Annotated in this window: 20 protein-coding genes and 1 riboswitch; of the genes, 12 read left to right on the top strand and 8 right to left on the bottom strand. The window is 64.7% G+C overall.

Annotated features, from left to right (window positions below; genetic code table 11):
* Positions 1–70: 70 nt before the first annotated feature.
* Complete coding sequence (locus JLZ96_RS17510; protein WP_032387838.1) at positions 71–436, top strand: VOC family protein; 366 nt, start codon at positions 71–73, stop codon at positions 434–436.
* 121 nt (positions 437–557) lie between these two features.
* Here JLZ96_RS17510 and JLZ96_RS17505 read toward each other — a convergent pair whose 3' ends face one another.
* The 5 genes from JLZ96_RS17505 to JLZ96_RS17485 all read right to left on the bottom strand — a co-directional run bounded on the left by JLZ96_RS17505 (position 558) and on the right by JLZ96_RS17485 (position 5,672).
* Positions 558–833, bottom strand: coding sequence for a helix-turn-helix domain-containing protein (locus tag JLZ96_RS17505; RefSeq protein WP_201010844.1), 276 nt, complete (start codon positions 831–833; stop codon positions 558–560).
* Positions 834–1,139: 306 nt separating this feature from the next.
* Positions 1,140–2,942: a cytochrome bc complex cytochrome b subunit gene (locus JLZ96_RS17500; protein WP_201010843.1), complete on the bottom strand. Its 1,803-nt coding sequence runs from the start codon at positions 2,940–2,942 to the stop codon at positions 1,140–1,142.
* Positions 2,939–4,132 carry a ubiquinol-cytochrome c reductase iron-sulfur subunit gene (locus tag JLZ96_RS17495; RefSeq protein ID WP_052053198.1) on the bottom strand — a complete coding sequence of 398 codons (1,194 nt, stop codon included), beginning with the start codon at positions 4,130–4,132 and terminating at the stop codon, positions 2,939–2,941. Before JLZ96_RS17495 ends, JLZ96_RS17500 begins: the two co-directional genes overlap by 4 nt.
* The gene (locus JLZ96_RS17490) at positions 4,129–4,977 is read right to left on the bottom strand and encodes a c-type cytochrome (protein ID WP_032399966.1); all 849 of its coding nucleotides are present in this window, start codon (positions 4,975–4,977) and stop codon (positions 4,129–4,131) included. The genes JLZ96_RS17495 and JLZ96_RS17490 overlap by 4 nt, the downstream gene beginning before the upstream one ends.
* 83 nt (positions 4,978–5,060) lie before the next feature.
* The gene (locus JLZ96_RS17485) at positions 5,061–5,672 is read right to left on the bottom strand and encodes a heme-copper oxidase subunit III (RefSeq protein WP_027497380.1); all 612 of its coding nucleotides are present in this window, start codon (positions 5,670–5,672) and stop codon (positions 5,061–5,063) included.
* Between the two features lie 151 nt (positions 5,673–5,823).
* Between JLZ96_RS17485 and JLZ96_RS17480 the strand changes: the two genes are divergently transcribed.
* Both JLZ96_RS17480 and trpD read left to right on the top strand, forming a co-directional pair.
* Positions 5,824–6,300 carry a hypothetical protein gene (locus JLZ96_RS17480; protein ID WP_201010842.1) on the top strand — a complete coding sequence of 159 codons (477 nt, stop codon included), beginning with the start codon at positions 5,824–5,826 and terminating at the stop codon, positions 6,298–6,300.
* A 51-nt stretch (positions 6,301–6,351) separates the two neighbouring features.
* Positions 6,352–7,413 (top strand): anthranilate phosphoribosyltransferase, encoded by a 1,062-nt coding sequence (gene trpD / locus JLZ96_RS17475; protein ID WP_201010841.1) that lies wholly within the window; start codon positions 6,352–6,354, stop codon positions 7,411–7,413.
* Positions 7,414–7,424: 11 nt separating this feature from the next.
* Here trpD and JLZ96_RS17470 read toward each other — a convergent pair whose 3' ends face one another.
* Both JLZ96_RS17470 and JLZ96_RS17465 read right to left on the bottom strand, forming a co-directional pair.
* Positions 7,425–7,700 carry an Lrp/AsnC family transcriptional regulator gene (locus JLZ96_RS17470; RefSeq protein WP_032370294.1) on the bottom strand — a complete coding sequence of 92 codons (276 nt, stop codon included), beginning with the start codon at positions 7,698–7,700 and terminating at the stop codon, positions 7,425–7,427.
* 155 nt (positions 7,701–7,855) lie between these two features.
* The gene (locus JLZ96_RS17465; protein WP_201010840.1) at positions 7,856–9,571 is read right to left on the bottom strand and encodes a DEDD exonuclease domain-containing protein; all 1,716 of its coding nucleotides are present in this window, start codon (positions 9,569–9,571) and stop codon (positions 7,856–7,858) included.
* A 169-nt stretch (positions 9,572–9,740) separates the two neighbouring features.
* Between JLZ96_RS17465 and JLZ96_RS17460 the strand changes: the two genes are divergently transcribed.
* From JLZ96_RS17460 to JLZ96_RS17440, 5 genes are all read left to right on the top strand, one after another.
* The gene (locus tag JLZ96_RS17460; RefSeq protein ID WP_027497376.1) at positions 9,741–10,022 is read left to right on the top strand and encodes a hypothetical protein; all 282 of its coding nucleotides are present in this window, start codon (positions 9,741–9,743) and stop codon (positions 10,020–10,022) included.
* A gap of 115 nt (positions 10,023–10,137) precedes the next feature.
* Positions 10,138–10,298: riboswitch (cyclic di-AMP (ydaO/yuaA leader) on the top strand.
* Positions 10,299–10,316: 18 nt separating this feature from the next.
* Entirely contained in the window at positions 10,317–10,871 is a 555-nt protein-coding gene (locus tag JLZ96_RS17455; RefSeq protein WP_027497375.1) for a C40 family peptidase, read from the top strand.
* A gap of 390 nt (positions 10,872–11,261) precedes the next feature.
* The gene (locus JLZ96_RS17450; protein ID WP_081371364.1) at positions 11,262–12,245 is read left to right on the top strand and encodes an NlpC/P60 family protein; all 984 of its coding nucleotides are present in this window, start codon (positions 11,262–11,264) and stop codon (positions 12,243–12,245) included.
* A 29-nt stretch (positions 12,246–12,274) separates the two neighbouring features.
* Entirely contained in the window at positions 12,275–13,657 is a 1,383-nt protein-coding gene (locus tag JLZ96_RS17445; RefSeq protein WP_201010839.1) for a hypothetical protein, read from the top strand.
* A gap of 58 nt (positions 13,658–13,715) precedes the next feature.
* A complete protein-coding gene (locus JLZ96_RS17440) occupies positions 13,716–14,840 on the top strand; it encodes a glycosyltransferase family 4 protein (RefSeq protein ID WP_027497373.1) in 1,125 nt (374 codons plus the stop codon).
* Positions 14,841–14,879: 39 nt separating this feature from the next.
* Here JLZ96_RS17440 and JLZ96_RS17435 read toward each other — a convergent pair whose 3' ends face one another.
* Entirely contained in the window at positions 14,880–16,685 is a 1,806-nt protein-coding gene (locus JLZ96_RS17435; protein WP_201010838.1) for a long-chain fatty acid--CoA ligase, read from the bottom strand.
* Positions 16,686–16,818: 133 nt separating this feature from the next.
* Between JLZ96_RS17435 and JLZ96_RS17430 the strand changes: the two genes are divergently transcribed.
* The 4 genes from JLZ96_RS17430 to JLZ96_RS17415 all read left to right on the top strand — a co-directional run bounded on the left by JLZ96_RS17430 (position 16,819) and on the right by JLZ96_RS17415 (position 19,528).
* Entirely contained in the window at positions 16,819–17,211 is a 393-nt protein-coding gene (locus JLZ96_RS17430; protein WP_201010837.1) for a polyketide cyclase / dehydrase and lipid transport, read from the top strand.
* A gap of 133 nt (positions 17,212–17,344) precedes the next feature.
* Positions 17,345–17,779 carry an SRPBCC family protein gene (locus JLZ96_RS17425; RefSeq protein ID WP_027497370.1) on the top strand — a complete coding sequence of 145 codons (435 nt, stop codon included), beginning with the start codon at positions 17,345–17,347 and terminating at the stop codon, positions 17,777–17,779.
* Positions 17,755–19,035 (top strand): ArsA family ATPase, encoded by a 1,281-nt coding sequence (locus tag JLZ96_RS17420; protein WP_308436831.1) that lies wholly within the window; start codon positions 17,755–17,757, stop codon positions 19,033–19,035. The genes JLZ96_RS17425 and JLZ96_RS17420 overlap by 25 nt, the downstream gene beginning before the upstream one ends.
* 73 nt (positions 19,036–19,108) lie before the next feature.
* Positions 19,109–19,528: a hypothetical protein gene (locus JLZ96_RS17415; RefSeq protein WP_027497368.1), complete on the top strand. Its 420-nt coding sequence runs from the start codon at positions 19,109–19,111 to the stop codon at positions 19,526–19,528.
* Positions 19,529–19,549 lie beyond the last annotated feature (21 nt).

The raw sequence follows: 19,549 nt of genomic DNA, 5'->3' as shown, positions 1-19,549 counted from the left end.
GACAGGTTCTGTCGCGATGAGGCGATCGGATGGTTCGGTATCGATACGACATCCACTCGAGGAGCCCTCCATGCCTGCACCGAACCTGTTCTTGATCGGCGTCCGGGAGACCCAGGCCGCCACCGCCTTCTACAGCGACCTGTTCGAGATCGAACCGACCTTCACGAGTCCCCACTATGTTGCTTTCGACGTTGCCCCCGGTGTACTGCTCGCGTTGTGGACGGGCTACGCCGAGCACTCTGTACCGAGCACACCCCGCATGAGCGAGATCGGACTCATGGTGCCCGGCCCCTCGGAAGCAGTCGACGACATATTCACCGATTGGGTCGCGAAAGGAGTTGCCGTAGTGCAGAAGCCACACGACGCCGTCTTCGGCCGCACTTTCGTGATCGCGGACCCCGACGGCAACCTCATCAGGGTCTCGCCGATCGACTGAGAAGCACCACGCCTACCTACTGCGGGTCGGTGAGAGACCGGCCGCACCCCAAGGGCCGGTCTTTCGTCATGAACTGGAACGCATGAACGTCCCGGAAGACCACGGCGCGGATCCGAACCAGTCAGGACGCGTCTGCCTCCCGCAGGGTCGACGACGCATCCGTCGTGGATTCCAGCAATGCATCGAGTGAGATCTCCAACGCAGTGCACAGTGCGGCGACGGTAAAGAATGCCGGGGTTGCGATACGCCCGGTCTCGATTTTTCTGAGTGTTTCGACGGAGATGCCGGCGGCGTCGGAAACCTCGGTCATGGTCCGGTTGCCCCGGAAACGGCGCAGAGCTGTGCCCAAGCGAGCACCACGCGCGAGTTCACCGGGACTGAGTGGGATACGGACCATATACCGATACTAATACCGGTCGAGACCGACCGGGCCGATGCTCGTCACCGATGGGTCTGCAGACTACCGGCAGGTGACTGCCGGCTCCGAGTCGAGCATTACCGCGCTCTGAATCGGCAGTCCTCGGGCGGGGGAGGGGAGTGGAGCCTGTGAGAGTTGCGGCCTCCGTTCACAGGACTCCCGCGGACCGATGGAGATCCAGCCGGATCGTCTCCGGACATATATCGAGCGGGTAGCACCGCCACCACACGGAGAAGGGCGGCACCGTTGCCGGTGCCGCCCTTCAGCGGAATGCGTTGTCAGGACTCAGTGATCGCGATCGCTGTCCTGACGACCCGAAGAAATCGAGGTGTCTTCGTGCCCGTTGGCATGGCCGTTGCCGTTGGCGTGGCCATTGGAATGACCGTTGCCGTTGGCGTGACCGTTGCCGTTCGTATGGCCGTTGCCGTTGCCGTTGCCGTTGGCGTGACCGTTGCCGTTCGAGTGGCCATTGCCCAGAATGCCCGCCTGGTAGTTGCGAAGCATTGCCAACTGCTCGTGCTCGCCCTTGTGGAGTGCATCCTCGAGGGCCTTGCTCTGCGCAACGGGGTCCGGGGTGAACAGTGAACCCGAGCCGGGCTTGCCGGCAGAACCGAGCTTGTTCATCTTCTTGGGGACCGCTGCACCCTGGTAATCGAGCGGGATCGGGTGACCGTGATCGTCGACCGGTCCGAGCGGCTGGTGGATTTCCACGTACTGGCCGTGCGGGAGTCGCTTGATGATTCCGGTTTCGATGCCGTGCTCGAGAACTGCCCGGTCGCTGCGCTGTAGGCCGATGCAGAACCGGTACGCGACGAAGTATGCGATCGGCGGAGCAATGAGCACTCCGATTCGACCGATCCACGTCATCGCATTGAGCGAGATGTCGAACTTGTACGCGATCAGGTCGTTGACGCACGAGAGCGTCAGAACGACGTAGAAGGCGATGGACATTGCGCCGATTGCAGTACGGACCGGCACGTCGCGGGGACGCTGCAGCAGGTTGTGGTGTGCGTTGTCTCCGGTGAGACGCTTCTCGATCCACGGGTAGGCAATCATCACGGTGAAGACGAGGCCCATGATCACGGCCACCCAGAAGACTGCAGGAATCGTGTAGCGACCAGCGATGTAGATGTCCCATGCCGGCCACAGACGCGCCAGGCCGTCGGTCCACATCATGTAGAAGTCGGGCTGCGAACCTGCGGACACCTGAGACGGGTTGTACGGACCGAGCGCCCAGATCGGGTTGATCTGCAGCAGTCCGCCCATGGCAGCGATAACGCCGAACGTCACGGCGAAGAACGCACCGGACTTGACGGCGAAGACCGGAAGGATACGAACGCCGACGACGTTGGTTTCCGTACGGCCGGGTCCGGGAAACTGCGTGTGCTTCTGGTACCAGACCAAAGCCAGGTGAGCTGCGATCAGCGCCAGGATGATGGCCGGCAGCAGCAGCACGTGCGCCACGTACAGGCGAGGAATGATGATCGTGCCGGGGAAGTCCCCGTCGAAGATCAACCAGTGCATCCAGGTGCCGACGATCGGGATGCTCATCGTGATTCCGGAGAACGCGGCGCGGAGGCCGGTGCCCGAGAGCAGATCGTCGGGGAGCGAGTATCCGAAGAAGCCCTCGAACATCGCCAGGATCAGCAGCAGGCAGCCGATGACCCAGTTGGCCTCACGAGGACGACGGAACGCACCGGTGAAGAAGATGCGCATCATGTGCACGATGATCGACGCGGCGAACATCAGTGCTGCCCAGTGGTGGATCTGGCGCATGAACAGACCGCCGCGCACCTCGAACGAGATGTCGAGTGCTGTCGCGTAGGCACGCGACATGGTCACGCCGTTCAGCGGGGTGTACGCGCCCTGGTAGACGACCTCGCTGAGCGAAGGATCGAAGAACAGGGTGAGGAAGACGCCGGAGATCAGCAGGATCACGAAGCTGTACAGCGCGATCTCACCGAGCAGGAACGACCAGTGGGTGGGGAACACCTTGTTGATCTGGCGGCGCAAACCTGGTGCCAAGTGGTAACGACTGTCTACGTCGTCCGCCTGCTTGGCGGCGAGGGTTTGCAGTGAAGGACTCATGAATCACGCTCCGGTCGACGTTCCCAGAAGGCGGGACCCAGTGCTTCGTGGAAGTCGTGCTGTGCCACTAGGTAACCCTCCTCGTTGACTGTGATGGGAAGCTGAGGCAGCGCGCGCGCAGCCGGTCCGAAGATCGGCTTGCCGTACTCGAGCGCGTTGAACTGCGACTGATGGCAAGGGCAGAGAATGCGGTTGGTCTGCTGCTCGAACAACGATGTCGGGCAACCCAGGTGCGTGCAGATCTTGGAGTAGGCGTAGTAATCGCCGTAGTTGTAGCTCTCCTGGCCCTTGCGCTTGATGACCGTGCTTGCGTCGTCGGGACGCAAACGGATGAGCATGACTGCGTTACGGATACCGCGGAGTGACATGAGCAGGTCGTGCTCGCTCTCGCGGTCCGCCTCGCGGAACGGGAAGACAGTTTCCATGGCACCAGCGTCCAAGTCCTCGGGCCGTACGAGAACAACATCTTCCGGTCGCCCGGTGTCTCGTCGGAGGTAGATCGTCTCTCCATCGTAGCGAGGCGTCCAGCCGGATACCCACAACGGAGAATCTTCGCCCTTGGCCCACGGATTCTTGATGAGGCCGCCGAGGGGGAGCAGTGCCATGACGCCGAGAGCGCCGCCGCCGAACAGAAGCGAACGCTTGATGACCTTGCGTCGTCCGATGGTCGACGTGTCGAGCGAATCGCCCAGCTCGGCGACCAGCGTCTTGCGGTCCGTTTCCGACGAGCTTCCGTCGTGGCGGTCCTGGATGGAGACCTCTTCGGGAATGAACTTCTTGGTGAACTGCACGGCACCGACGCCGACGGCGAGGATCGCAAGACCCATCGTTCCGCCGATCAGAGGCGTGTACAGCGAGTACAGGTTGTAGTTGTCGTCACCGATGCCCGCGTACTGCCAAGGCCAGAAGAGGTAGACGCCGATGAACGCGACTGCCGACAGGCCGGCGATGGCAAACCAGATCGCCACGCTGCGCTCTGCGCGCTTCTCGGCGCGAGTACCTTCCACAGCCCAGCGATTACGACGGAATGCGACATCCACACCGTCGAGATTGGTGCCGAGTTCGACCAACTCGTCCCGGCTGAGCGCTGCCAACTCCTCGTCGGTGTACTTCTTGTCGGGATTCACACCCCCGGCATTGGTGCCGTCGGTGTTGTCGGCGTCCTTACGGCCGGAATCGCCGTCGCTCATGATCTAGCTCCGATCCACAATGTTGCGCCGACGACAGCGGCGATTCCGACAACCCACAGGGCGATCATCTCGGTACCGGGACCGAAGCCACCGAGACCCCAGCCGCCTGCGGCCTTGGTTTCCTGGGCCGACTTGACGTAGGCGATGATGTCCGACTTCTCCTCGATCGTCAGCTGACGGTCGGAGAACTTGGGCATGTTCTGCGGACCGGTGACCATCGCGGTGTAGATCTCCTGCTCGTTGGCAGGCCCGAGGTCCGGCGCGAACTTGCCCGACGACAGTGCGCCGCCCTGGCCGGTGAAGTTGTGGCAGGACGCGCAGTTCAAGCGGAACAGCTCGCTGCCTCGGGCGATGTCGTCGCCGCGAAGCGACTCCTGCGCCACCTCACCGTTCTCGTCGAGAATGACCGTCGGGCCGCCGCCGTTGGCCTGGATGTAAGCACCGAGCGCGTCGATCTGCTTGTCGTCGAACTTCGGCGGCTTGCGCAGTGCCTGTGCCTCGTTGCGAACAGCCGGCATACGGCCACTCGACACCTGGAAGTAGACGGCAGCTTCACCGACACCGATGAGACTCGGTCCGCGATCCTGAACACCCTGCAAATTGGCACCGTGGCACGTCACGCACGACGTGTCGTAGAGCTGCTTGCCTTCGCGGATCAGCGCCGCCGAATCGGTATCGGCTGTTGCAACCTGGGGTGTAGGCGTCAGGGCCGACGCGAGGAAACCCGCGCTCAGAAGGCCCATCATCAGAACGAGTGCACCGGTGACGCGTCGACGCGTCTTACGCTTGCGTCGCGCCTTCGAGGCCGAAGTGTCGTCGGTTGCTACTGGGGGAGATGTACTCATCTTCTATCCCTTGTCGTGTCGGGACGGGCCGAACGTCGGGGGCTGAATCCGTTCGCTCGATATCTGTGGCTTGCTGACTGTCACTAGCGGATGAAGTAGATCGTCGCGAAGAGGGCAATCCAGACGATGTCGACGAAGTGCCAGTAATACGAAACGACGATGGCGGCGGTGGCCTGCGCGGGCGTGAACTTGCTGACCAGGGTTCTGGTGATCAGGAAGACGAAGGCGATGAGTCCGCCGATCACGTGCAAACCGTGGAAGCCGGTCGTGATGTAGAAGACCGAGCCGTACACGCTGCTCGAGAGCGTCGTGCCCTCGTGGACCAGGTGGTAGTACTCGTATCCCTGACCGGCGACGAAGAACGCGCCCATTGCCAGGGTGACGATGTACCACCGACGAAGCCCGAACACGTCGCCACGCTCGGCAGCGAACACGCCCAGCTGGCAGGTGAACGAAGAAGCGATCAGCACGGCCGTCACCGGAACAGCCAGCCCGAGGTTCAGCTCGGTCGGCTCCGGCGGCCAGTTTCCATTCGCCTGCGCGCGTGCGACGAAGTACATCGCAAACAGCCCGGCGAAGAACATGAGTTCACTCGACAGCCACACGATCGTGCCGACGCTGACCATATTGGGACGGTTCAGCGAGTGCACGCGTTGGGTGATTGCCGATCCTTGAGTCCCTACAGCGCTCGTCACAGAAAGAAGTATGACCCGTCGTAGTACGGAAGGCATATCCGGGTCCGGTCTTGGCGCGTCGCGGAGGAACGATTCCGAGCGCGCCCTTGTTCCCGCGCTGGTGGAAGGGCCTGTACGGGCCGGTAGGGTCCAGTCGTGCAAGGCTGGCCTCATGGCAAAGAGCAGTGCAGGTGGGTGGTTTCGGCGGTTGTTCTCGCGGTCGACCGCGGAACGTCTGGACCCCACGCGCGAAGATCTGGTGGTAGTGGCGAGCTGCTTCGACGACGCGCGGGCGTGCTCCGCCGTTCTCGACGAGGCGGCGAACACAGAACCCACGTGGATCGAGTCCTCCGAGGTGCTGTTGCGGCATCACCTCGTGCTGCCCGCGCACGAAGTCGACGATGCGGCAGCCGTCGCGGCGCAGGATGCGTACGAGGTCGGTCCGCGGGTCGAACTACCGGACGACACCGGGTATCGGCCGCAAGTCGATGACGGTGTCGCTCTGGTCCTGCAGCGGGTACAGGTGCTCGACGCGTTGCACTGTTCGCAGGAGAGGTCTCGCATGGCGGGTCTCGCGCAACGGCGTGGGGGAGCGGTACTGGGGTGGGATGCGCTGCAGCCCGCCTCACCCGCCGACACGTCTGACTAAGCTTCCACCGCACCGCGCGCATCGACAGCAGAAGGGCACGGCACATCCACCATGACCGCAGGGACCAGTGACGAGCAGCCGCGAACGTGGCGTCGAATCCTCGGAGCGTTGACCACGCACGCCGACCTGTCGAGCGCCGATACCGGCTGGGTGATGGACGAGATCATGTCCGACAACGCCACAGCCGCTCAGATCGCTGCCTTCGGGGTGGCACTGAAGATGAAGGGCCCCACGCCCGCGGAACTGGAGGGCCTCGCCGACTCCATGCTCTCGCACGCATTTCTGGTCGAGACCGACCGTGACGCGGTGGACGTCGTCGGAACCGGCGGCGACGGTGCGGACACGGTGAACATCTCCACGATGGCCGCGATCGTCGTCGCTGCCAGCGGAATACGCGTCGTCAAACACGGTAACCGTGCAGCGTCGTCCAAGAGTGGTACGACCGATGTGCTCGAGGCGCTGGGCGTGCGGGTCACCCTGGGGCCCGCCGGGGTGGCGTCGAGCGTCGAGCAGGTTGGGATCGGGTTCTGCTTCGCGCCGATCCACCACCCCGCACTTCGGTTCTCCGGTCCGGCGCGCAAGGAGATCGGCATTCCGACGATCTTCAATGTGCTGGGCCCCTTGACCAACCCGGGCCGCCCACGTGCCGGACTGATCGGCTGCGCATTCGAGAATCTGGTGCCCGTCGTCGCCGGCGTGTTCGCTCGACGCGGTAGTTCCGCTCTCGTCGTCCGTGGTGACGACGGGCTCGACGAAATCACCCTGTCCACCACGACCACCGTGCACGTGGTGTCCGACGGGACCGTCTCCGTCGACTCGATCGACCCGGCCGATTACGGAATCGCTCGGGCACCCATCGAGGCCCTCCGAGGCGGGGACGCGAAATTCAATGCAGCAGTGGCACATCGCGTGTTCGCAGGCGAACACGGACCCGTCCGTGACGCCGTGCTACTCAACGCCGCCGCGGCCATGGCCGCGCATCGAGGAGTCTCGGGAAACCTGCACGAGCAAATCGAAGCCGGATTGGCAACTGCGGCAACGGTTGTCGACAACGGTTCCGCGGCCCGCCTGCTTGCCGACTGGGCACGCTGCACCACCGCGCTGGCCGACTGAATCACACCGAACTACTCGCCGATCGAGAATCCTGCATCGACGTCGGCACTCGAATACGACTGAAACGCAATGTGAGTCGTCGTACTGCGAACACCACGAACACGATTGATGTGCTTGGTGATGACCTCGGCTATCGACGCATGATCACGCACCTTGACGATGGCAATCAGATCGACGTCGCCGGCGCACGAATACACCTCCGACACACCGTCCACATCGGCAACGGCCTGCGCCGTCTCCGGAATCAGATCGGCTTCGGCGTCGATCAAGACGATGGCATTGATCATCTGTGCTCCTCACGCATCTCCGGGCCCACACACGACGCGAGCTCGACCCAACCGAGACAACACTAGTTGCTCAACCGACTCCACTCTCGCTTCATCGGTCGTTCCGCGGGCTCCACTCCTGCCTCATCGGTCGTTCCGCGGGCTCCACTCCTGCCTCATCGGTCGTTCCGCGGGCTCCACTCCTGCCGCGTTGCTTCTCGGGCCGTTCGACACCACTCCTCCCACGAACCCGCAGACCGAGCAGGGCTGCAGTAGCCACTGCTGGTGCGAACGATGCGCACTCCGTCCGTGTGGAGCCACGACGCGATCAGGCCCACCTCTTCCGGCGGCGCACCGCGAAGTGGCGTCGCATCGGGCATCACCGTCTCGGCCGACGCCGTGATCGCATCGACGACGGGCATCGGGTGCACCCCTCTCGGCGCGACGGCCGCCCCGGCCAAGCGGCCGAAGCGCACCACCATCAGCTCCCAGCCACCGTCGGCCGTCCGCCTGGCCGCCACGAGCTCGGCGATGGCCGCAACGGCGGCTGCTCGGTGCATCCTGCGGAGCACGTTCACCGTCACCGCGATTCGATCGCGGAGACGCGCGGCTGTCTCGAACAGTTCACGCTCCGCGAGTTCGGCGACGCGGCGTCGCATCGCGAACAGCAGCTCGTCGTCGTGTCCACACACGAACGCCAGAAATTTCGCCGGGGCACCCGAGTACTCCTCGGCCGTCAGGGGCCCGGAGAACGCCGCTGGGCAGCCACCGACGTCCGTCGCGGTGCACTCGTCACCGTGTCGAACTGCGCGGCCCAACCGGCGGGTGCATGTACGAAGTCGACAGAATTCTGCGGCGAGGGCGGAGGCCTCCGCCGCGTCCGCCCGAACAGCGAACGGTCCGAGGCTGTTGGGTGCGGGAGTGCGCACGATCGACAGACGCGGAAACGCTTCGTCGGTGAGGGTGACCCACCACCCTTTGCGGGGAAACTTCGATCGGCGGTTGTAAGGCGGGACGTGAGCCGAGAGCAGCCGTAATTCGCGGACTCCTGCCTCGAGTGCGTGCGCACATTCGACGTGGTCCACGCGAGTAGCGAGCGAGACCATCTCCTTCATTCGCCCACGTGTCTCGGAACCGGTGAAGTAGTTGCGCACCCGACGCTTGAGGTTGTTCGAGGTGCCTACGTACAGGACCTCGTCCGACGGTCCTCGGAAGAGGTAGACGCCGGGTGTATCGGGCAGGTGTGCGGCCAGGCCGCGTTTGGCTCGTTGCCCCGCCGACACCGCAGGGAGGTAGTCGACCAGTTCCGCGTAACTGTGTACGCCCTGGTTGCCCACTCGTTCGATCAGGCCGTGCAACACGTCCACCGTGGCACGCGCGTCGTCCAATGCTCGGTGAGTCGGCCGAGTGCTGGATCTGAACAACGTCGACAGGGCGGACAGTTTCACCGAGGGTGCCTCGTCGCGCGTGAGCACTCGCCGGGCGAGTTTGACCGTGCAGAGCACCTGGAAGCGGGGCCAGGAGATGTCGAGTCGACTCGCTGCAGCCTTGAGAAATCCCGTGTCGAACCCGGCGTTGTGTGCCACCAGTACCGATCCGCGAGCGAACTCGAGAAAGCCGGGGAGAACGCGTTCGATGCGGGGAGCCCCGATCAGCATCGCCGTCGTGATGCCGGTCAACTCGACGATGTAGGGCGGGATCGATCTGCCCGGGTCGACGAGGGTGGCGAATTCGCCGATGATCTCGCCGCCTCTGACCTTGACTGCCCCGATTTCGGTGATCGCCTCCGTGTCAGCGCTGCCACCAGTGGTTTCGAGGTCGACGACGACGAACGTGGTGGCGTGAAGCGGGGTGTCGAGTTCGTCGAACGTCAGCTGGATCGGCAGGCTCACTGCGACGACGTTAGGGCCGACCTCCGACAAGAACGCCGAACACGGCGTCGGAGGGCATCGTGTCGGTCGGTGCCGATTGTCGAGTCGCGGAACCTGTCGGTGGCTGGCGCTACCTTTCGTTCGATCGGCCGATTACACCGTCCGACGCGACAAAGAGACAAGGATCACAATGATCATCGACTGCAGTGACTGCCTGGTTCGTGACATCGCCTGCGCCGACTGCGTTGTGACGGTGCTTCTGGGGGCTCCCGGGATGCCCGCGAGATCGGATGGGCAATGGGTCGGTTCACCGTCTCGTATCACCCTCGAGCAGGAAGAACTCGGTGCCATGGGAGTACTCGCCGAGGTCGGTATGGTGCCCGCGCTCAAGCTCGTCGTGAACGACGACGGCACCGCGGATGTTCCCCTGTTATCGACTCGTGACACACCGGGCGATCAACGCGCCGGGTAGCGAGAACACGGCCGAATTCGGTCCGTTCGGCGCGTTGGGGTCGACACAGGGGTATGCCATTTCGTAACCTTCCTGAGACCTTGCGGAGTCTTGCCAGTCCAAACCGGAGTGGCGTCGCAAGTCACCGCCTAATCGATCACTCGCGAGAGTGTTCGTACCGGGAACCCGATATTTACTGGGGTGAATCCCGCCGAGTCACCGATGGTGGCCGGTGGGTAGGGCTGCTCTTCCCAGCCCGAACCCGTCAGCTAACTCGGTCGGCGGACGAGTGGAAGAAACGGAGCACCATCTTTCGTGGCGTCACAACTTTCCAACCGAACATTGCGGCGAGCTCTCGTAGCCGGAGCGCTCACGGCAGGCGTGGTGATTCTCCCCGCTGCACCGGCAATGGCGGCCCCAGTCACCATCCCCGGCGTCGGAACCTTCGAGATTCCTGACATCCCGGGTCTCCCTCCCCTCAACATTCCGGGCATGCCCGCTCCGGGTGCGCCCCTTGCCCCGCAGGTCACCCCGGCTGCCAAGGCCGTCCAGGCAGCGGAGTCCAAGATCGGCGCTCCGTACGTGTACGGCGCTTCGGGTCCGGATTCGTTCGACTGCTCGGGCCTGATCCAGTGGGCCTACAAGCAGGCCGGCGTCAGCCTGCCCCGTACGAGCTACGACCAGGCAGCCGCGGGCACTCCGGTCTCGCGTGACAGCCTGATGCCCGGCGACGTCGTCTCGTTCTACGGCGGCTCGCACTCGGGTATGTACATCGGCGACGGCAACGTCGTGCACGCATCCACGTCCGGCGTGCCGGTCAAGGTTGCTCCCGTGGACTCCATGCCGTTCGACGGTGCTCGACGCTACTGAGCCGAGCGCTCCGACCGGAGTTGTGTACCGACCGACAGGGTCGATCCGTTTCGACGGTTCGGCCCTGTTGTCGTTTCCAGGGACGGTTTCCGGGCGACACGCCGGTACGGTGGACAGCAGAGCGTCCAGTTCGTAATCTGATCGAGACCTCTCCGACGTTTGGTTTGTGATCTGTCACGTGCAGACTGCGTCGATTTCGGACCGTGTTCACGTCCGCGCCCAGCTGAGCATGGGTATCGTTCGGTTCCGGTCACTTTTTCCAACCGCCACTCCAGCTGGAATGGCATATGTCAGGACGGAGAGTCGCTTTCCGTGGCGATATCGAGAACCACCCGAGTTCTACGGCTAGTAGGTAGCTCGGTGACCACAGCCGTTGCGGCCGCGTGCATCATGGTGGTGCCGATCACGACGGCGACCGCCGATCCGGGCTTCGGCTCGGCTTCCGACGCGCAGGCGAAGCTGGCGGAGCTGTCCCGGGAGTCGGAACAGACCAACGAGTCGCTGCACAACGCGCAGATCGATCTCGACGCTCGGGCTCGCGAGCAGCTCGATGCGCAGACCGCCGTCGATGCCAGTCGGGCGGCCCTCGACGCCGCCCAGTCGCAGCTGGCGCAGCTCAAACCCGCCATGGACAAGGTGGCCAATGTCAACTACCAGGGCGCTCGCACCAACCGGTTGTTCGCGGTCATGGTCAGCGACTCCCCGCAACAGTTGCTCGACCAAATGTCGGCCCTCGACGTCATCTCCGCCGAGACAGCCGGCCAGGTAGCTCGGTTCCAGCAGGCCAGCGCGGATGCATCCGCGGCAGAGCAGGCCGCCGCGATCGCCGCAGAACAGGCCAGAGTCGCCGCCGAGCAGGCCAAAGCGGTCAGCGACGATCTGCAGGCGAAGCAGAGTGAACTTCAGGGCCAGATCGCCGAAGTCATGGCCGCGTACAGCGCTCTTTCCTCGTCCGAGCAGCTGGCCCTCGCGGGATCGGCGCTTCCTGAAGGTTTCGACCCCTCCACGATTCTGAAGAACTTGACGCCGGGATCCGGTTCCAGCGCGTTGCAAGCCGGTCTCACACAGATCGGCAAGCCGTACGTCTGGGGAGCGACCGGCCCCGACGGTTTCGACTGCTCCGGGTTGGTCGTCTGGGCTTACAAGCAGGTCGGAAAGACGTTGCCGCGGTCGAGTCAGGCTCAGGCTGCCGGCGGAACTCCCGTCGATCAGAAGGATCTGCAGCCGGGAGACGTCGTTCTGTTCTACCCGGACGCATCACACGTCGGTATCTACGCCGGTAACGGCAACGTTCTGCATGCCTCCACCTTCGGGGTACCGGTGAAGGTCCAGTCGATGGCGTCGTTCCCGTTCTACGGGGCCCGTCGATACTGACTGTGCCGCGAACGACGACTGACGCCTGAATGAGCGGTACGGAACGGCCGTCCGTTGTCCACGCTCTCGCCGCGTCGGGGCGGGCGCGATGGGCGGCAGTCCTGGTCGTTCTGGCAGTGGCGTCGACGCTGCTGTTGGTTCATCGTCACGACGGTCCTGCATCGGGAGCGGCGACATCGAGCGCATCGACTTCGTCCGATCCGTCGGCCTCCCAGAATCCGCCGACCTACGACGAGCAGCGCCGCGCCGAAGTGACCGAGCTGCTCGAGCGCTGGGCGGCTGCCCTCCGTTCCGGCGACGAATCGGCGCTGCGTGGGTTGCTCGACCCCCTCGCGGATCCGACGTTCGTGGATGCGCAGGTTCGCCGGGCGACTGTCGTTCCGACGGTTCCTTTCTCGGACTTCGACTACGAGATCGGTGACGAACCCGAGACCCCCGTGCCGTCGTCGATTGCCGAGCAGCTGGATGCCACCGATGTGTGGGCTCCACCGGTGTACCTGCGGTATGCCGTGCAGGGCCCGGATGTCTCGCCGACCCGCCGGCCGGTTTCGCTGGTGGTCGCCGAACGCGACGGCCAGTGGCGACTGGTCGACGACGCCGACTTGCCGACCTACCGTCGCCACACCTGGCGCGGGCCGTGGGATTTCGGGCCCGTGACGGTGCGCTCGGTCGCCACTGCATCCGGCACGTCGGTGGTGTTGGGACATCCCGACCGTGAGCAGTTCGTGGCAGATGTGGCCGCCGAGCTGCCCGCGGCGACCGCTGCGGTCACCGACTTCTGGGGAGCCGACTGGGCCCGGGACGGACTGGTGTTCGTCAGTTCGACGGCCGAGGAGTTCGACGAATCGACGGGGTCCTCGCCCTCGACGGACGTGGCCGCAGTGACCGTGTCCGACGCCGTGGCCGGCGGGTCGCGTCCGACGGGTCAGCGCGTGGTGTTCGGTCCCGATGCCGAGTCGCGGCTGACTCCGTTCACTCTTCGTTCGGTGCTTCGGCACGAGTTGACGCATGTGGCGGCGCGGGCGAAGACGGCGGAAGGCACCGCGTTGTGGGTGGCGGAGGGTTTCGCCGACTACTCCGGGTATCGCAGTTCCGGTGCCGACTTCCGGCAGCTGGCACCTACTCTGGCATCGATCGTGGCTGCCGGTGGCCCGCCGACCGTGTTGCCGAAAGACGAGGATTTCGGTGCAGGCGGCACCCGCTCCAACGTGGCCTACGAGTCCGCCTGGTCGGTCTTCGCGTTCGTGGCCGACCGGTACGGCGAGTCCACGTTGCGCAGGTTCTACGAGGCGCTGGCGGCCGGACCCGGATCGAACGGAGTCGTCGACGCAGCGATCACCTCGGTCCTTAGTTCGAGCCGAACCCGGTTCGTCGCGGAGTGGGGCAACTGGGTGGCCGCTCGGTCACGCTGACCCGGACGTGTGCGTCGTCGACACGAGCTGTCCGATCGGGAGCGCTACGGTTGTCGTCATGCGTCGGACTCTTCTGGTGACGAACGACTTTCCGCCCCGGCCGGGCGGAATCCAGTCCTATTTGCACAGCTTCGCCTCGCAGTTGCCCGCCGACGAGCTCGTGGTCTACGCGCCGCGGTGGCGTGGGGATTCGCACGTGAAGTTCGATGCGAAACAACCCTTCGAGGTCATCAGGCATCCGACCACGTTGATGCTGCCTACTCCGTTGGTGGCTCGCCGCGCAGCACGCATCGTGAAGACCCGAGGGTGCGACTCGGTGTGGTTCGGTGCCGCGGCCCCGCTGGCGGTGATGTCGTCACACCTGCGCAAAGCCGGGGCGGATCGCATCGTGGCGAGTACGCACGGCCACGAGGTGGGGTGGTCGATGGTGCCCGGTGGTCGCGCGACGCTGCGCACTATCGGGGAGAACACCGATGTGGTGACCTACGTGAGCAAGTACACGCGGAGCCGATTCAGCTCGGCGTTCGGGGCGTCGGCGGCACTCGAGCATCTGCCGCCGGGGGTCGACACCGATCGCTTCGTGCCCGACGATGCCGCGAGGACGGAGTTACGTGCTCGGTACGGCCTCGGTGACCGACCGACGGTTCTGTGTCTGTCGCGGCTGGTGCCGCGAAAGGGCCAGGACTTTCTGATCCGGGCGCTACCGGAGATCCGGCGCGCGGTGGACGGGGCGGTTCTGGTGATCGTCGGCGGCGGTCCGTACGAGAACACGTTGCGCGAACTGGTTCGCTCCACCGGGATGGAGCAGCACGTGGTGTTCACCGGGACAGTACCGTCGGCGGAACTGGCTGCCCATCACACGATTGCCGACGTGTTCGCGATGCCGAGCCGCACCCGAGGCGCGGGCCTCGACGTCGAGGGGCTCGGAATCGTCTACCTCGAGGCGTCGGCCTGTGGCGTTCCGGTGGTTGCAGGGATGTCGGGAGGCGCTCCGGAAGCTGTGCAGCACAACAAGACCGGGCTCGTCGTCGACGGGACTTCGGTGTCGTCCATCGCCGACGCGATCGTGACGATCCTGTCCGATCGAACACTGGCGACGCAGATGGGCAACGCCGGTCGGGCATGGGTCGACGCGGAATGGCGCTGGGACGTGCTGACGGAGAAACTGCGGTCGCTGATTTGACCGGGCGGTCCGCTCGCACCACGGCTCACGCCACGCGTGTCACCTCGCGTAGATCGCCTCGATCTCATCGGCGTACGCCTTGGTGATGACATTGCGCTTGAGCTTCATCGTCGGCGTCAGTTCGCCGCTCTCCTCCGAGAAGTCGTGGGGGAGCAGGCGGTACTTCTTGATGGATTCCGCGTGCGAGACCGACTTGTTGGCATCGGCGACGGCGGCGTCGATCTCGGCGACGAGATCGGGGTCGGCCTGCAGATCCGCTGCGGTGGCGTCGGAGTCCTTGCCGTGTGCGGACTTCCACTTGTCGAACGCATCCGGATCCAGGGTGATGAGGGCACCGATGAACGGCTTCTGGTCACCGACCACCACGGCCTGACTGATCAGTGCTCCGGCACGAAGGTGATCTTCGAGGCCCGCGGGGGAGACGTTCTTGCCGCCGGCGGTGACGATCAGTTCCTTCTTGCGGCCGGAGATCGTGATGTATCCCTCCTCGTCGACGGATCCGAGATCGCCGGTGCGGAACCACCCGTCGTCGAGGGATTCCGCGGTCGCCTTCTCGTTTCGCCAATATCCGTCGAACACAACGGGTCCGCGTAGTTGGATCTCACCGTCGCCGGCGATGCGGACGGTGTTCCCGGGTAGCGGGCGTCCGACGCTGCCCACACGTTGGAATCCGATGGTGTTCACCGCGAACGCCGCAGTGGTTTCGGTCAGGCCGTAGCCCTCGTAGATGGTCACGCCGATGCCGCGGTAGAAGTGGCCGAGTCGCGCTCCCAGTGGTGCGCCGCCCGAGATGGCGAGTTCGCACTTGCCGCCGAGAGCGGTCCGCAGCTTCGCGTAGACCAGCTTGTCGAACACGAAATGCTTGGCGCGCAACACGATCGACGGGCCACCGGAATCCTGCGCCTGGCTCCACGCCACTGCGCACTCGGTTGCGAGATCGAAGATCTTGCCTTTGCCGTCGCTGTGTGCCTTCTGCTTCGCAGTGTTGAAGACCTTCTCGAACACGCGCGGCACGGACAGAATGAAGTCCGGTCGAAATGTCCCGAAGGTTGCGACCAGGTTGGGAATGTCGTTGGTGTGGCCGAGGGTGACTCCGGCATCGAACGACGCGATACTCACCGCGCGAGCGAGGACGTGCGCCATCGGAAGGAACATCAACGTACTGCGGCCCTGTGTCAGAAGAGCTTTCAACGACGTCTGGCGAATGCCGCGAGATTCCGCAAGGAGGTTCGCATGCGTCAATTGCACACCTTTGGGGCGGCCGGTAGTGCCCGAGGTGTAGATCAACGTGGCCGGATCGGACGAGCGAAGTGTCGAGACTCGTTCGTGCACAACGTCTTCGGAGACGTCCGCGCCGTTGTCGATCAGAGCCTGCACTGCGCCCGTGCCGGAAGCGTTGTCGATCACGAACGTTCGACGTACCGACGGCGCCGCAGCTACGACGGCTTCCGTCTCCCGTACGTGCGCGTCGTTCTCGAGGACCAACAGAACCGGCTCGGCGTCTTCGAGAATCCACTCGACCTGGCCCGCCGACGACGTCTCGTAGACTGGCACGGTCACTCCGCCCGCGGCCCAGATCGCGTAGTCGATGACCGACCACTCGAATCGCGTGGACGACATGAGCGCGACGCGATCGCCCTGCTCGATACCTGCCGCGACGAGGCCCCTGGCCACGTCGACGACCAGTCGCTCGAATTCTGCGGCACCGACATCGGTCCATCGGCCGTCGTCGAGCCGACGGAACACCACGGCATCCGGCGACGTCCGAGCGCGGGCGAAGACGCTGTCGACAGCCGAGTCGGTGTCCGCGATGTCGTACTCGGCGGAAACAGTGAACTCGCGCACGGGATTACCTCCGGATCGAACGGGTTGGAGAAAGTCGATAGCTCGGCTTCACAGATACTCTAGACCCGGGGCGCGCGGTCCCGAATGTGCCTCGGCGGTCCTGGTCTCGGACCCGATATGTGAAGCTCTGACGATGAGCAGTATTCAAGTTGCGGATCAGACATTCGTGGCAGCACCCGGTGCGGCGGTGGCGCAGGCGTTCGCCTCGCCGGAGCGGTGGCGGCGGTGGTGGCCGGACCTGTCGCTGACCGTGACCGAGGATCGCGGCGAGAAGGGCATTCGGTGGTCGGTCCGCGGCGGCGTCGTCGGAACGATGGAGCTGTGGCTCGAGCCCGTACTCGACGGCGTGATCGTCCACTACTTCCTGCACGCCGAGCCGGCCTCACCAAGTGAGTCGGCCACCGAGCAGCATGCGCGTCGGGTGGCCGGCCGCGCCATGACCTTCGAGCTGAAGCGGGAGCTCGAGGCCGGGAGGTCAGCGGGCGAGGCACCCCACCACGTAGCGTCGAGTTCAGCTCCCGAATGAACCGCGCGGTACGGTCGGCCGGTTCGCGTTGTGCGTCGGCGGTTCGATCGTGTGAGATAGGCCTGCCGCGGGTTGCACAGCAGGCAGCGAACGAAGCGGATCGAAGTACCCGAGAGGAAGCGGACCAGTAGTCATGGCGGAGAAAACCCAGAGGTCGATCGTCGTCGAAGCCCCACCGAGTCGGGTCATGGACGTCATCGCCGATTTCGACGCGTATCCCACGTGGGTGTCCGCCGCGAAGTCCGTCGAGGTCCTCGAAGTCGGTGCGGACGGACGGGGAAAGCGGGTCAAGTTCGTGCTCGACGCCGGAATGGTGAAAGACACGTACGAACTCGAGTACGACTGGGCCGCGGACGGCAATTCGGTGTCGTGGAATCTCGTCTCGGGCGAAATGCAGAAATCTCAGAACGGGTCGTACTCGCTGCGTGAGACCGGTAACGGCACCGACGTGACGTACGAGCTCACTGTCGATCTGAACATTCCGATGATCGGCCTGTTCAAGCGCAAAGCAGAGAAGGTCATCACCGACACTGCGCTCAAGGAATTGAAGAAGCGGGTCGAAGGCTGACCGACGCTCGCCCCGAACTCCGCACCACGGTATCGCTGTTCATCGGCAAAGGTGGCGCGGGGAAGACCACCCTGGCGTCTGCATCGGCTCTTGCGCTCGCGGCCACGGGCCAAGAGGTGCTGATCGCCTCCCTCGACCAGGCGCACTCGATCCGCGACGCCCTCGGCGCAGACGGTGACACCGACGAGGACTCGGGCATCGGAGCGGTTGCTCCGAACCTGGACGTCGTCGAGATCGATACCTCGCGGCTGCTCGAAGAGCGGTACCGCGGTCTGGGATCGATGCTGTCGGTGGCCTCGGCAGGCCACGAACACGGCGTGAGTTTCGGCGCGATCGAGCCGGAGGAGCTGATGGGGTTCCCGGGTATCGAGGAGCTGTTGGGATTGCACGAGGTGTCCCGGCTCGTCGACGAAGGTCGTTGGGACACAGTGATAGTCGATCTTCCGGCATCGGGGGATGCGCTGCGAACACTGCAGCTGCCCGGCACCGTCTCGTCCTATTTCGAGCGCGTGTGGCCGCGCCACGATCGCATGGTCGCCGGCACCGGAACCGACGTGCGGCTCACGCTCGTGGTGGCCATGATCGAGCGGATCCTCGGACAGATCGAATCGGTCCGGGCGCTGATCACCGATCCCGACCGGACCGGGGCAACCGTGGTCCTGACCCCCGAGCACCTGTCCATCGTCGACGCCGAACGCACGCTCTCCGCAGCGGCTCTGTTCGGCGTTCGCGTCGACCGACTGCTGGTGAACCGGATGCTCCCGGCCCTCAATTCCTCGTCGATCGGTCTGGTCGGAGCTCATCCTGCGGTGTTCTGGTTCGAGCGATGGCGGGCTGCGCAGCTCGACGCCGTGGCCGAACTCCGACGACGCGTCGGCTCGGTTCCGATCGTGGAGGTGGAGCACTGTGAAGTGGAACCGGTAGGGTTGGGCCCCTTGCAGGATGTGGCCGAGCACCTGGCACCGCACTCCCTCGAACGACGTGCGTCGAGCCCGGCCGGTCGACCGTCGGTCGAACTCGAGTCGGGGAGCGGACTCGAATCCGTGTACGCGATGAGAATGCTTCTGCCGGTAGTCGATTCGACCACCTTGGGTCTGGGGCGAGTGGAGGACGACTTGATAGTGAGTGCCGACGGTAGGCGGCGACGCGTCACGTTGGCGTCGGTGTTGCGTCGGTGTATCGCCGATTCTGCGGAACTCGACGGCCCGTTCCTGGTGGTGCGTTTCCGACCCGACCCCGATGTGTGGCCGCTGTGAGCGGCCGAGCCATGACCGGAAGAGCAATGACCGGAAGAGCAACGACCGGAAGAGCTGTGAGCGGAGAGACGCTGTGACGGCCGGGCATTCGGAGTTGGGCGCGGACCTGCTGGCGTTGGCCGACACCGTCCTGACACGTCTCGAGCCCATCCTGCGCCGAGTTGCCGAGACACAGCAGGACCGCGATCAGCAGGGCTGCAGCTGGTGCCCGGTGTGTGCGCTCGCGGCGTTGGTGCGCGGTGAACGGCACGATCTCGTCGAACTCGTTGCCTCGGAAGGGGCCGTCGTCGTCGCACTGCTGCGTCAGTTGTTGATCGACCACACCGCGCCGGGCACCGAACACGCCGCTGGGGGTAGTAGCGAGTCCAGCACCGAGTCGACAGCGTCCGCTGCCGACCGGGTCGACGCCGCCGCGGACGTGTCGGAGGACACCTCTGCGCCGTCCGTTCGTCGACCGGCGTTCGTACCGATTACCGTTCGGGTCAAGGAGTGACCATCGCCGTGGGGGGACGGC

Source organism: Rhodococcus sp. NKCM2511 (genome assembly GCF_014905595.1).
Taxonomy (GTDB): Bacteria; Actinomycetota; Actinomycetes; order Mycobacteriales; family Mycobacteriaceae; genus Rhodococcoides; species Rhodococcoides fascians.
This window is presented reverse-complemented; position numbering and strand designations above follow the sequence as displayed.

Excerpts from the sequence above, each read along its gene's own strand:
- JLZ96_RS17430 (WP_201010837.1), top strand. The coding sequence starts at position 16,819 with ATGAGCAGTATTCAAGTTGCGGATCAGACATTCGTGGCAGCACCCGGT.
- trpD (WP_201010841.1), top strand. The coding sequence starts at position 6,352 with ATGACCGCAGGGACCAGTGACGAGCAGCCGCGAACGTGGCGTCGAATC.
- JLZ96_RS17460 (WP_027497376.1), top strand. The coding sequence starts at position 9,741 with ATGATCATCGACTGCAGTGACTGCCTGGTTCGTGACATCGCCTGCGCC.
- JLZ96_RS17505 (WP_201010844.1), bottom strand. The coding sequence starts at position 833 with ATGGTCCGTATCCCACTCAGTCCCGGTGAACTCGCGCGTGGTGCTCGC.
- JLZ96_RS17490 (WP_032399966.1), bottom strand. The coding sequence starts at position 4,977 with ATGAGTACATCTCCCCCAGTAGCAACCGACGACACTTCGGCCTCGAAG.
- JLZ96_RS17480 (WP_201010842.1), top strand. The coding sequence starts at position 5,824 with ATGGCAAAGAGCAGTGCAGGTGGGTGGTTTCGGCGGTTGTTCTCGCGG.
- JLZ96_RS17510 (WP_032387838.1), top strand. The coding sequence starts at position 71 with ATGCCTGCACCGAACCTGTTCTTGATCGGCGTCCGGGAGACCCAGGCC.
- JLZ96_RS17495 (WP_052053198.1), bottom strand. The coding sequence starts at position 4,132 with ATGAGCGACGGCGATTCCGGCCGTAAGGACGCCGACAACACCGACGGC.
- JLZ96_RS17440 (WP_027497373.1), top strand. The coding sequence starts at position 13,716 with ATGCGTCGGACTCTTCTGGTGACGAACGACTTTCCGCCCCGGCCGGGC.
- JLZ96_RS17445 (WP_201010839.1), top strand. The coding sequence starts at position 12,275 with ATGAGCGGTACGGAACGGCCGTCCGTTGTCCACGCTCTCGCCGCGTCG.
- JLZ96_RS17500 (WP_201010843.1), bottom strand. The coding sequence starts at position 2,942 with ATGAGTCCTTCACTGCAAACCCTCGCCGCCAAGCAGGCGGACGACGTA.
- JLZ96_RS17425 (WP_027497370.1), top strand. The coding sequence starts at position 17,345 with ATGGCGGAGAAAACCCAGAGGTCGATCGTCGTCGAAGCCCCACCGAGT.
- JLZ96_RS17450 (WP_081371364.1), top strand. The coding sequence starts at position 11,262 with ATGGTGGTGCCGATCACGACGGCGACCGCCGATCCGGGCTTCGGCTCG.
- JLZ96_RS17470 (WP_032370294.1), bottom strand. The coding sequence starts at position 7,700 with ATGATCAATGCCATCGTCTTGATCGACGCCGAAGCCGATCTGATTCCG.